General features: G+C 70.2%; 11 protein-coding genes and 2 riboswitches. Of the genes, 6 read left to right on the forward strand and 5 right to left on the reverse strand.

Annotated features, from left to right (window positions below; genetic code table 11):
• Positions 1-181 precede the first annotated feature (181 nt).
• A riboswitch (glycine riboswitch) is annotated at positions 182-279 on the forward strand.
• Positions 280-402: riboswitch (glycine riboswitch) on the forward strand.
• A 66-nt stretch (positions 403-468) separates the two neighbouring features.
• The 4 genes from gcvT to AC6F7H_RS06140 all read left to right on the forward strand — a co-directional run bounded on the left by gcvT (position 469) and on the right by AC6F7H_RS06140 (position 5000).
• On the forward strand, positions 469-1596 hold the full coding sequence (gene gcvT / locus AC6F7H_RS06125; protein WP_500755710.1) for a glycine cleavage system aminomethyltransferase GcvT: 1128 nt from the start codon (positions 469-471) through the stop codon (positions 1594-1596).
• A 200-nt stretch (positions 1597-1796) separates the two neighbouring features.
• Positions 1797-2174, forward strand: coding sequence for a glycine cleavage system protein GcvH (gene gcvH / locus AC6F7H_RS06130; RefSeq protein WP_363039081.1), 378 nt, complete (start codon positions 1797-1799; stop codon positions 2172-2174).
• A 14-nt stretch (positions 2175-2188) separates the two neighbouring features.
• On the forward strand, positions 2189-3448 hold the full coding sequence (gene glyA / locus AC6F7H_RS06135) for a serine hydroxymethyltransferase (protein ID WP_500755712.1): 1260 nt from the start codon (positions 2189-2191) through the stop codon (positions 3446-3448).
• Positions 3449-3632: 184 nt separating this feature from the next.
• Entirely contained in the window at positions 3633-5000 is a 1368-nt protein-coding gene (locus tag AC6F7H_RS06140; RefSeq protein ID WP_500755714.1) for an L-serine ammonia-lyase, read from the forward strand.
• Positions 5001-5037: 37 nt separating this feature from the next.
• Here AC6F7H_RS06140 and AC6F7H_RS06145 read toward each other — a convergent pair whose 3' ends face one another.
• The gene (locus AC6F7H_RS06145) at positions 5038-5898 is read right to left on the reverse strand and encodes an SGNH/GDSL hydrolase family protein (protein WP_500755716.1); all 861 of its coding nucleotides are present in this window, start codon (positions 5896-5898) and stop codon (positions 5038-5040) included.
• 406 nt (positions 5899-6304) lie between these two features.
• On the opposite strand from AC6F7H_RS06145, the gene AC6F7H_RS06150 reads away from it, so the two are divergent.
• The gene (locus AC6F7H_RS06150; RefSeq protein WP_500755718.1) at positions 6305-6709 is read left to right on the forward strand and encodes a cold-shock protein; all 405 of its coding nucleotides are present in this window, start codon (positions 6305-6307) and stop codon (positions 6707-6709) included.
• A 174-nt stretch (positions 6710-6883) separates the two neighbouring features.
• Entirely contained in the window at positions 6884-7441 is a 558-nt protein-coding gene (locus AC6F7H_RS06155) for a glycoside hydrolase family 25 protein (protein WP_500755720.1), read from the forward strand.
• A gap of 23 nt (positions 7442-7464) precedes the next feature.
• Here the strand turns inward: AC6F7H_RS06155 and AC6F7H_RS06160 are convergent, their stop codons facing one another.
• From AC6F7H_RS06160 to AC6F7H_RS06175, 4 genes are all read right to left on the reverse strand, one after another.
• Entirely contained in the window at positions 7465-7968 is a 504-nt protein-coding gene (locus AC6F7H_RS06160; protein WP_500755722.1) for an ATP-binding protein, read from the reverse strand.
• 273 nt (positions 7969-8241) lie between these two features.
• Entirely contained in the window at positions 8242-9009 is a 768-nt protein-coding gene (locus tag AC6F7H_RS06165) for an enoyl-CoA hydratase/isomerase family protein (protein WP_500755724.1), read from the reverse strand.
• Positions 9010-9214: 205 nt separating this feature from the next.
• The gene (locus AC6F7H_RS06170; RefSeq protein WP_500755726.1) at positions 9215-10384 is read right to left on the reverse strand and encodes a L,D-transpeptidase; all 1170 of its coding nucleotides are present in this window, start codon (positions 10382-10384) and stop codon (positions 9215-9217) included.
• A gap of 314 nt (positions 10385-10698) precedes the next feature.
• The gene (locus AC6F7H_RS06175; protein WP_500755729.1) at positions 10699-11934 is read right to left on the reverse strand and encodes a L,D-transpeptidase; all 1236 of its coding nucleotides are present in this window, start codon (positions 11932-11934) and stop codon (positions 10699-10701) included.
• Positions 11935-12188 lie beyond the last annotated feature (254 nt).

Consider the following 12188-nt stretch of genomic DNA (forward strand, 5'->3'; position numbering starts at 1 on the left):
TCCCCGTCGAGTGTAAAGAGACGGTAACGGCGGAGCCTCTTCATTCCGTCCGTTTCCCGATACAGACCTGTCACAGCCGTCCGTACAGGCCTGAGCACCCTGTGCGTACGAAGGAAAGGTCCCCCTGCCGAAGCCTCACGATGCGTGCAATGATGAGCGCGCCAACTGCATACCGGCCGTTTGAATCCGCGCGGGAGAGTCCCTGGCACGTTTCGCCGGGGCGCCGAAGGAGCAAGTCCCTCCCTTGAATCTCTCAGGCACCGTTACCGCGCGGGCCAGGCACATCTGAAAAGCGGGCCGCCGTGCGAGTTTCCGGCGGCTCCACCCAAGGTGCAAGCCGTGACGTCCCCTGCGCGGACGGTCATGGCGAACCTCTCAGGTTCCGATGACAGATGGGGAGGAACGTCCTCACCCTCCCCGTGCTCGGCCCCGGCCGGCGGGGACCCCATCGCCCTGGGAGACCGACCGATGAGCAGTACCGAACTCCGCCGGACAGCGCTCGACGCCCTGCATCGTTCGCTCGGCGCCACGATGACCGACTTCGCCGGCTGGGACATGCCCCTGCGCTACGGCTCCGAGCGCGACGAGCACAACGCCGTGCGCACGAAGGCGGGCCTCTTCGACCTCTCGCACATGGGCGAGATCACCGTCACCGGCCCGCAGGCGGCCCGGTTCCTGGACTACGCCCTGATCGGCAACATCGGGACCGTCAAGCCCGGCCGCGCCCGCTACACCATGATCTGCAGCGAGGACGGCGGCATCCTGGACGACCTGATCGTCTACCGGCTCGGTGAGACCGAGGCCCCCGAGTACCTGGTCGTCGCCAACGCCTCCAACGCCCAGGTGGTGCTGGACGCCCTCGTGGAGCGGTCGGCAGGCTTCGACGCCGAGGTCCGCGACGACCGCGACGCGTACGCGCTGATCGCCGTGCAGGGTCCCGAGGCCGCCGGCATCCTCAAGGCCCTCACCGATTCGGACCTGGACGGCCTGAAGTACTACGCCGGCCTGCCCGGCACGGTCGCCGGCGTCCCCGCGCTCATCGCCCGTACCGGCTACACCGGTGAGGACGGCTTCGAGCTGTTCGTCGCGCCGGAGCACGCGGTCGAGGTGTGGCAGGCGCTGACCGGGGCGGGCGAGGGTGTGGGGCTGGTCCCGTGCGGGCTGGCCTGCCGGGACACGCTGCGCCTGGAGGCCGGCATGCCGCTGTACGGCAATGAGCTCAGCGCCTCGCTGACGCCGTTCGACGCCGGGTTCGGCCGGGTCGTGAAGTTCGAGAAGGAGGGCGACTTCGTGGGCCGTGCCGCCCTGACCGAGGCCGCCGCCCGCGCCGAGCGGACCCCGCCCCGCGCCCTGGTGGGCCTGGTCGCCGAGGGCCGCCGGGTCCCGCGCGCCGGGTACCCGGTGGTGGCCGGCGGCGAGGTGATCGGCGAGGTCACCTCCGGCGCGCCCGCACCGACGCTGGGCAAGCCGATCGCGATGGCGTACGTCGACGTGGCGCACTCGGAGCCGGGTACCCCAGGCGTGGGCGTGGACATCCGCGGCAGCCACGAGCCGTACGAGGTCGTGGCGCTGCCGTTCTACAAGCGGCAGAAGTGACACCGTCGTAGGACGTGGGCCGCGTACCCGGTCGTACCGGCCGAGGCCGGGCGCGGCGCACCCGCTCACCCGTGCTTCTGCTTCCGTCATCAGTTGGCCCCGGGCCGGTCCCGTGCCCCCCCCCGGGCCCCTTCACCCCCCTTCACCCCCTTTCCTCGCCGTCGATCCCGGCGGTCCCTCGCACACAGGAGATCCAGATCATGAGCAACCCCCAGCAGCTCCGTTACAGCAAGGAACACGAGTGGCTGACGGCCGCCGAGGACGGCGTGTCGGCGATCGGCATCACGGAGCACGCGGCCAACGCGCTCGGCGACATCGTGTTCGTCCAGCTCCCCGAGGTCGGCGACACCGTGACCGCGGGTGAGACCTGTGGCGAGCTGGAGTCGACCAAGTCGGTCAGCGACCTGTACTGCCCGGTCACCGGCGAGGTCACCGAGGTCAACGAGGACGTGGTGAACGACCCGTCGCTGGTGAACTCGGCCCCCTTCGAGGGCGGCTGGCTGTTCAAGGTGCGGGTGAGCGACGAGCCCGCCGACCTGCTCTCGGCCGCCGAGTACGACGCCTTCATCCAGGGCTGAGGAGGCCGCAACCCATGTCGCTTCTGAACACCCCGCTGCACGAGCTCGACCCGGCCGTCGCGGCGGCGGTCGACGCCGAGCTGCACCGTCAGCAGTCCACCCTCGAGATGATCGCCTCGGAGAACTTCGCCCCGGTCGCGGTCATGGAGGCCCAGGGCACGGTCCTCACCAACAAGTACGCCGAGGGCTACCCCGGCCGCCGCTACTACGGCGGCTGCGAGCACGTCGACGTGATCGAGCAGATCGCCATCGACCGGGTCAAGGAACTCTTCGGCGCCGAGCACGCCAACGTGCAGCCGCACTCGGGTGCGCAGGCCAACGCCGCCGCGATGTTCGCGCTGCTCAAGCCCGGTGACACGATCATGGGCCTGAACCTCGCGCACGGCGGGCACCTGACCCACGGCATGAAGATCAACTTCTCCGGCAAGCTCTACGACGTGGTCGCGTACCACGTCGGCGACGACGGCCAGGTCGACATGGCCGAGGTCGAGCGGCTGGCCAAGGAGAGCAAGCCGAAGCTGATCGTCGCCGGCTGGTCGGCGTACCCGCGTCAGCTGGACTTCGCCGCGTTCCGCCGGATCGCGGACGAGGTCGGCGCGTACCTCATGGTCGACATGGCGCACTTCGCCGGTCTGGTCGCGGCGGGCCTGCACCCGAACCCGGTCCCGCACGCCCACGTCGTCACCACGACCACGCACAAGACCCTCGGCGGTCCGCGCGGCGGTGTGATCCTCTCCACGGCCGAACTGGCCAAGAAGATCAACTCCGCGGTCTTCCCCGGCCAGCAGGGCGGCCCGCTGGAGCACGTGATCGCGGCCAAGGCGGTCGCCTTCAAGGTCGCCGCGTCCGAGGACTTCAAGGACCGGCAGCGCCGCACCCTGGAGGGCGCCCGCATCCTGGCCGAGCGCCTGGTCAAGGACGACGTCAAGGCCGTGGGCGTGGACGTGCTGTCCGGCGGCACGGACGTGCACCTGGTCCTGGTCGACCTGCGCGACTCCGAGCTGGACGGGCAGCAGGCCGAGGACCGTCTCCACGAGGTCGGCATCACCGTCAACCGCAACGCGATCCCGAACGACCCGCGCCCCCCGATGGTCACCTCGGGTCTGCGGATCGGCACGCCCGCCCTGGCCACCCGCGGCTTCACGGCCGAGGACTTCACCGAGGTGGCGGACGTGATCGCCGAGACGCTGAAGCCGTCCTACGACGTCGACGCGCTCCGGGCCCGGGTGACGGCGCTCGCCGAGAAGTACCCGCTGTACCCGGGTCTGAAGTAGTTTCGCAGTTCTCGCAGTTTTCGCAATTTCGTACGCTTTTGTTCGTACGGGCGGGGCATCGCGCACACTGGATCGGTGGGCACGGTGCCCCGCACCATGCACCGCACGCATCCAGTGCCGAGCCCCCTTCCCCGGCCCCACCCCGGCGGACAGCGCCGTCCACCGAACCCCTAGGAGTCCTCCCGTGGCCCTCTCGGTCTTCGACCTCTTCTCGATCGGCATCGGCCCGTCCAGCTCGCACACGGTCGGCCCGATGCGGGCCGCCCGCATGTTCGCCCGGCGGCTGGACAACGAGGGTCTGCTGGACTCGGTCGCCTCGGTCCGGGCGGAGCTGTACGGCTCGCTGGGCGCCACCGGCCACGGCCACGGCACCCCCAAGGCGGTGCTGCTCGGCCTGGAGGGCGACTCGCCCCGCACGGTGGACGTGGAGACGGCCGACGAGCGGGTGGAGAAGATCAAGGAATCGGGCCGCCTGCGGCTGCTCGACGACCACGAGATCGCGTTCTCCTTCGACGACGACCTGGTGCTGCACCGCCGCAAGGCGCTCCCTTACCACGCGAACGGCATGACCCTCCAGGCCTTCGACGCGTCCGGCGCCGAGGTGCTGTCGAAGACGTACTACTCGGTGGGCGGCGGCTTCGTCGTCGACGAGGAGGCGGTGGGCGCGGACCGCATCAAGCTCAACGACACGGTCCTGAAGTACCCCTTCCGCACCGGCGACGAGCTGCTGCGCCTGACCCGGGAGACGGGCCTGTCCATCTCCGCGCTGATGCTGGAGAACGAGTGCTCCTGGCGGACCGAGGAGGAGGTCCGCCGGGATCTGCTGGAGATCTGGCGGGTGATGCAGGCGTGCGTGGCGCGCGGCATGTCCCGCGAGGGCATCCTGCCGGGCGGACTGAAGGTGCGCCGCCGCGCCGCGAACACGGCGCGCAAGCTGCGCTCCGAGGGCGACCCGAAGGCCCTCGCCATGGAGTGGATCACGCTCTACGCCATGGCCGTGAACGAGGAGAACGCAGGCGGCGGCCGCGTCGTCACCGCCCCGACCAACGGCGCGGCCGGCATCATCCCCGCCGTCCTGCATTACTACATGAACTTCGTCCCCGGTGCCGACGAGGAGGGTGTGGTCCGCTTCCTGCTCGCGGCCGGCGCGATCGGCATGCTCTTCAAGGAGAACGCCTCCATCTCCGGCGCCGAGGTGGGCTGCCAGGGCGAGGTCGGCTCCGCCTGCTCGATGGCGGCGGGCGCCCTCGCCGAGGTGATGGGCGGCTCGCCGGAGCAGGTCGAGAACGCCGCGGAGATCGGCATGGAGCACAACCTCGGCCTGACCTGCGACCCGGTCGGCGGCCTCGTCCAGATCCCGTGCATCGAGCGCAACGGCATGGCGGCGGTGAAGGCGGTCACCGCCGCGCGCATGGCCCTGCGTGGCGACGGCTCGCACAAGGTGTCCCTCGACAAGGTCATCAAGACGATGAAGGACACCGGCGCGGACATGTCCGTCAAGTACAAGGAGACGGCGCGGGGCGGGCTGGCGGTCAACATCATCGAGTGCTGAGGGAACAGGCCCTGAGCCGAAGGCCGCGGGACGGCACCTACGTCGCGCGAACGGCCGCGGCGAGGGCCTCGCCGACGGCCCGGGCTCCCGAAGCGTTGGGATGCAGCGGCGCGGCCGCACGGGTGGGGATCAGGCCCTCGACGTAGCGGTCGGCGGGGGCGGCGCAGATGTCGTGTCCGGTGCTCAGGGTGTAGGTGTCGACGAAGGCGGCGCCGTGCTTTTCGGCCGCCTGCTTCAGCACGGTGTTGAGGTGGTTGACCGCGCCTTGGAGGTGGTTGGCGTCCTGCTTCCAGAAGGGCTGGGCGGGGTGGCAGCCGTCGGTGCGGAAGTAGTTGCCGTAGCCGACGACGAAGACCTCGGCATGCGGTGCCCGTCGGGCGATGTCGTCCAGGACTGCGGCGAAGGCCGGTGCCCAGGCATCGACGCGGGCCCTGACCTTGTCGGTGCCGCCGGCGGTGTTCTTTTCCGCGCAGCTGGTGCCGTAAGGCTGGGGCAGGACGTTGATGCAGCCCAGCACCTCGTTGAAGAGGCCGGTGTCGTTGCCGCCGATGGTGACGCTGACGATGTCGGTGTCGGGCTTGAGTGCTTCGTACTGGGGCGCGGTTCCCGGGTGCTGGGCGGTTCTCAGATGGCCGCTGGTGGCGCCGGAGCAGCTGACGTCGGTGAGTTTCGCACCGAGGGCCTTGGCCGCGATGTGGGGATAGTCGGCCAGGGAGCGCAGACACTTCAGGTCGGCCGGGTCGACGGGCGGCACCAGTGGCGCGGCCGCGTAGGAATCGCCGAGCGCGACGTACCGCAGTGGTTCGGCCGCGGCCGACGCAGCCGGGACTGATGCCGTGGCCCACACGGCCCCGGTGGACAGAGCGGTGGCCAGGGCCAGGCGCAGGGCTGTTTTCAAGGACGCCTCCATTCGGCACATGCACGGACGTGGTCCCGCTTTGCCATGAGCTTGCTCGAGCAGGGGTGCCGCCGCATGGTGGCCTGCGGAAACCAGTTGCTCCGGAGCAGACGCCACCGGACCACCGCCGGCCGGGCTTCCCCGCCGTGCAGGAGGTTCCGGTCAGCTGGCAGGGGCGGGAGGCAACGCCTCAGATTCGCCTGTTCGGCCGCCACCCGTTCGGCGTACCGCTTCCCTTCGCTCTCGACGGGTGTGTCCGTTCAGGGCTCCGGCCCACGGCTGACGACAGGCCGGGCGGCGGCGTATTCTTGTCTGCTGGGACTCTGGTCCGGGCACGGAGTCCGGACACGGGGCTCGGGCATGGGGTCCGCGCATGGGGTCCGGTGTTCTGCTGGGGGTTGGAATCATGGTTGCTGGTCGTGTGGTGCGGTTCGACGCCGTGCGGGGTTACGGGTTCATCGCTCCCGAGCACGGCGGGGAGGACGTCTTCCTCCACGTCAACGACGTACGGATCCCGGAGCACCAGTTGCGTCCCGGGATCGCCGTGGAGTTCGAGATCGAGGAGGGCGACCGGGGTCTCAAGGCTTCGGGCGTACGACTGGCCCAGGGAGCCGGCGGGGTGTCCTCCGCCGTGGGCAGGCATCAGGACGGCGACGACTCGCTGTGCGACGTGCTCACCGCCGAGGAGTACCTCCAGGAGGTCACGGAGGTGCTGCTGTCCGCCGCGCCCACGCTCACCGGCGAGCAGATCCTCCAGGCGCGCCGCGGGCTGCTGCAGTTCGGCAAGACCCACGGCTGGTGCGACGGCTGAGACCGGCCCAAGCCCCCCGGGGGCGGGTCTGTCGGCTGGGCGGGAGTCGTGGTCCTTCGTCACTCCTCACGGGGAGAAGTTGACATTTCCACCACTTAGGCGGGGCTCCCGTGCCACCGTGAGGGCAGTGAGCCATTCGACTCCCCTCCCCCCACCAGCACCGCAGGGAGCCTCATGCTGCGCGGCATCGATGTGAGTTCGTACCAGTCCTCGTCGTTCGACACCGACGGCCTCTCCTTCGTCTTCATCAAGGCGACGGAAGGCCGTTCCTATGTCAGCCCCGGACTCTCCGCCCAGACGGAGAACGCCCGCGAGGCCGGACTGGTCGTCGGCTTCTACCACTTCCTCTGGCCGGGCAACCTGACCGCGCAGGCGGAGCACTTCGTCTCCGAGGCTCCCGAGCGGCGGGGCGACATCCTCGCCGTCGACTGGGAGACGACCGGCGAGGGCACCCGCGCGAGCAACGCGGAGAAGGACCGCTTCATCCGCAAGGTGAAGGAACTACGGCCGCACAACAGGGTGATCCTGTACGCGAACAGGCACTTCTGGCTCAACGTCGACACCACCTCCTACGCCGGTGACGGCCTCTGGATCGCCGACTACGTCACCGCGGGCAAGCCCCGCATCAAGGCAAAGTGGCGCTTCCACCAGTACACCGACGACCCCCTGGACAAGAACGTCGCCGACTTCCCCGACCGCGCGGCCCTGAAGGAGTGGGCCGACGGCATGTGAGGGGACCTGGTGACGGCCGCGGTTCAGCGGTCGGTGACGCGCATCTCGAACCAGGTCGTCTTGCCCCGTGGGAGCAGGTCGACGCCCCAGCGGTCGGCGAGGGTGTCGACGAGGAAGAGGCCGCGCCCGCTGACGTCCAGTTCCTGGACCGGCATGAGACAGGGCAGGCCGCGGGACGGGTCCCGGACCTCGACGCGGATCCAGCGGGGGCGGCGGCGCAGCCGGAGGCCGAAGACGCGGGCACCGGTGTGGCGTACCGCGTTGCCGACGAGTTCGGAGACGAGCAGAACGGCGTCCTCGGTGGTCGCGGCGGTGAGGCCCCACTGGCGCAGGAGCACGATCTGGGTGAGTCGGCGTGCGGTGGCGGCGGACTCGGGGCGGGACGGCAGCGGAACCTCTGCCTCCGTCGGGTTGCCGAACAACTCCAGCGCCTTCTGGGCGTGTTCGTCCTCGACCGTCGGCGACCAGCGCGACGCGGTCGCACGTCCGTCTCCCCGCGGCTGTTCCATGCCATCCAGCCCCGCCATGGCCCCATCATGGCCGTCCGGTGGGGCGTCCGGGGTCGTTCCGGGGGAATGCGCCCCCTGCACGCCCCCGCGCCGGGCCGGGCCACCGACATATGCCTTCGGCACGTCGGTGCCGTCAGCGGCCCCTGCGACCTGCGGCAACGGCTCACTGTGCGGCAATCGACAGGCTCCCTCGACGCGGCAGACTTAAGGGCCCGTTAAGGCTCCCATAAACCGCCCCGTCGAGGGACCCGGATCAGACATCGCGTCAATTGCAAGCCCTCAGAGGAAGGTTCAGAGGAACTTTGCCTTACCGGGGCCGTCCTCCACGAAGCTGCGCATCCCCCGTTCACGGTCCTCGGTGGCGAACAGGCCCGCGAACCAGTTGCGCTCGACGGCGAGGCCGGTGTCGATGTCGGCCTCCAGACCGGTGTCGATCGACTCCTTGGCCGCGCGCAGCGCGATCGCCGGTCCCTTGGCGAGCCGCGCGGCCCACGCGTGCGCCTGCTCGTAGACCTCGGCGGCGGGGACCACACGGTCCACCAGGCCCAGCGCGAGCGCCTCGTCGGCCTTCACCTGACGGCCCGTGAAGATGAGGTCCTTCGCCTTCGACGGGCCGACGAGGCGGGCCAGGCGCTGTGTACCGCCGGCCCCCGGGATCAGCCCGAGCAGGATCTCCGGCTGACCCAGCTTGGCGTTCTCCCCGGCGATGCGGAAGTCGGCGCAGAGCGCGAGTTCACAGCCGCCGCCGAGCGCGTAACCGGTCACCGCGGCCACCACCGGCTTGGGGATGCGGGCCACGGCCGTGAAGGAGTCCTGCAGGGCGCGGGCGCGCAGGACCATCGCGGTGTGGTCCATGGCCTGCATCTCCTTGATGTCCGCGCCCGCCGCGAACACCTTCTCGCCGCCGTGGATCACGACGGCGCGTACGTCCTCGCGGCGCGTGACCTCCTCGGCGAGTTCCTTCAGCCGGTCCTGTGTGGCGACGTCCAGTGCGTTCATGGGCGGGCGGTCCAGGCGCAGCGTGCCGACGCCCTCGGCGACTTCGAGATGTACGGTCATGCCAGCAGGTTAACGGTGACTAACGGCAACGAGGCTGGTGCGGTAGATCACATCCGGCCGGGGGTCCGGGGATCGCCCCCGGGCAGACACAGCACGGTGTCCAACGACAACCGGGCCGGTGCGGTCGATCACTTGGCCGACGGCAGCGGCCCCGGTGCCTCGGCAGGCACCGGGGCCGCGTATGCCGTGACGGACCGGGCCGGGCCTACGCCTTCCACTCCTCCCAGGACATGTTCCAGCCGTTGAGGCCGTTGTCCGGGGCGATGGTGGCGTCGTTGGAGTTCTTCACGACGACCACGTCGCCGATCATGGTGTTCTCGTAGAACCAGGCGCCCGGGGCCTTCTTGTCCCAGCCGCCCCGGGTGTCGCGCAGCCCGATGCAGCCGTGGCTGGCGTTGTAGTTGCCGAAGGCGCCGCCGCCCCAGTAGTTGCCGTGGATGAAGGTGCCGGAGTTGCTCAGACGCATGGCGTGCGGGACGTCCTTGATGTCGTACTCGCCCTTGCCGTCGGCGTCGGTGAAGCCGACGGTCGCGCCGTTCATCCGGGTGACCTTGAGCCGCTCGCTGACGACCATCTCGCCGTTCCAGGTCTCGGTGCCGGGGGCACCGGCGGTGATCGGAACGGTCTTGATGAGCTTGCCGTCCCGCTCGACCTTCATGGTGTGCTTCTTGGCGTCGACGACGGAGACCTGGCTGCGGCCGATGGTGAAGGAGACGGTCTTGGACTGCTCGCCGTAGACGCCGGGGCGGCCCTCGACGCCGTCGAGGTCGAGGTCGACGGTGACCTCGGTGCCGGACTTCCAGTACTTCTCGGGCCGGAAGTCGAGCCGGTCGTTGCCGAACCAGTGGCCCTCGACCTCGACGGGCGGTTCGGTCGTGATGCGGATGGCCTTCTTGACGTCGTCCGGGTTGGTGATGCCCCGGGTGAAGCGGAGCGAGAACGGCATGCCGACGCCGACCTTGGAGCCGTCCTCGGGCGTGAAGGTGCCGACGAAGGTGTTCTTCGGCGTCAGGGTGGTGAAGTTGGTGTCCTCGGCTGCGGTGCGGCCGGCGGAATCCTTGGCGACCGCGTGCACCGTGTACCTGGTGGCGGCGGCCAGGTGGGTCGACGGCGTCCAACTGGCGCCGTCACCGGATATCTCCCCGTCGACCTCCTTGCCGTCCGGGGCCTTGACGACGACCTCGGTCAGCTTCCCCTTGGTCGCGTCGACCTTCAGCACACCGCTGGTCTTCACGGACTCGGCGCCGTCCTTGGGCGCTATGCCGATGACCGCCTCGGACTGCTTGCTCTGCGCCGCGGTGGAGTCCTTGTCCTTGCCCTTGCCCTCGGCCGCCGGGCCCGTCTCCCCGCCGCCGCACGCGGTGACCGCCAGCATCACTCCGAGTGCCAGCGCCGCCAGCTTCCTGCCACCATGCCTCCGCGCGTCAACCGACGCCCCCGGAACCGGCCCCACGTTCACTTGTTTCTCCCCTCGGCGGGCCTGGCCGGACCCGCGCCCCCGCGCGCCCCTCGCGCGCTTCGGCGCATAGTAACCACAGGCCAGGGGCGTTGGACGCGGCAGGTTTGTCACCGTTCCGTTCCAACTTCAATGGCCTGCGGCGCACAACCGGGGCGCCCTCCCGGCGGTCCGCGCGGGGGCACTACGAGGAGTCACCTCGAGGAGACACCTCAAGAAGACACTGCGCGGGGTCACTTCACGGCGCTGCCCTTCGTCCACTCCTCCCAGTCCATGTTCCAGCCGCCGAGGCCGTTGTCCGGGGCGACCGTCGTGTCCTTGCTGTTGACCACCTCGACGACGTCACCGATGAGGCTGCGGTCGAAGAACCAGCCGGCCGGGGTGTCCGCGCCGCCGCCCTTCACGTCGCGCAGTCCCACGCACCCGTGGCTGACGTTGATGCCGCCGAAGACACCCTCCTCGGCCCAGTAGTTGCCATGCAGGAAGGTGCCGGATTCGGTCAGGCGGATGGCGTGCGGGACGTCGGGGATGTCGTACTCGCCCTTGCCGTCGGCGTCGGTGAAGCCGACGGTCGCGCCGTTCATCCGGGTGACCTCGAGCATCTCGGTGATCACCATCTTCCCGTTGTACGTGGGGGTCTTCGGCGCCCCGGCCGTGATCGGCACCGTGGCGAGCTCCTCACCGTCCCGGCTCACCTTCATGGTGTGCCGACCCGCGTCGACCACCGAGATCTGGCTGCGGCCGACGGTGAAGGAGAACGTGCGGTGCTGGAGTCCGTACACGCCGGGCGCGCCCTCGACGTCCCGCAGGTCAAGCTCGACGGTGACCTCGGTACCGGGCTGCCAGTAATTCTCGGGCCGGAAGTCGAGCCGGTCCTCGCCGAACCAGTGCGGGCGGATGTCGACGGCCGGGCGGGAGGTGACCCGGACGGCCCGTTCGACCGCCGCGCGGTGGACGATCTCACGGTTGAACGCAAGGGAGACGATCATCCCGGTGCCGACCACGGAGCGGTGTTCCGGGGCGACGTAGCCGATGAAGCGTTCCTCGGGGACGTACGTGGTGAACGTGGTGCGACGGGAGGAGCGGCGGCCGGCGCCGTCCAGGGCCACGGCGTCGACCGTGTACCTCGCGGCGAGCGCCAGCCGTTCGTCCTCGGGCTTCCAGCTCCGCCCGTCGGCGGAGATGCGCCCGGGGACCGGGGACTCCCGCGCGTCCTGCGATCTGACGACCTTCACCGACTGCAGCCGCCCCTCGGGCGCCCGCACCCGCAGCGTGCTGCCGGGGCGCACCTCCTTGCTGCCGTCGGCGGGCGCGACCCGGATGACCTCCTCGGGCGCCGGAGGGCCGAACGCCCCTTTGATCGCGCCGTCCGAGGCACAGCCGACGGCTCCGGCCAACAACCCTGTCCATGTCAGTACGGCGGCCAGTGCGGCCCTCGCGCGCCGTGCGCGCCCTTGTACGTGGCTCACGCGGTACCCAACGACGGCCCGCGCCGTCGGGAAACGACCATGCGCCCCCTCGGGGCACGCGAGGGTACGCCCTCTGGGGGAACCCGTGGGTGCGCCCCCGCTCCAGGTGTGCTGTCACGCGGACAGGTCGTGCTCTCGGCGGCACGTGAGTGCGCGGCACGCTCTGGGCAGAACTGTGGGGAGGACGACGCGCCGGGGAGCCGCGGCCACTTTCCCTGCCCGCCGTCGTCCCACGAGCCGCGGGAGGCGGACAG

Source organism: Streptomyces sp. MMS24-W38, from assembly GCF_059889265.1.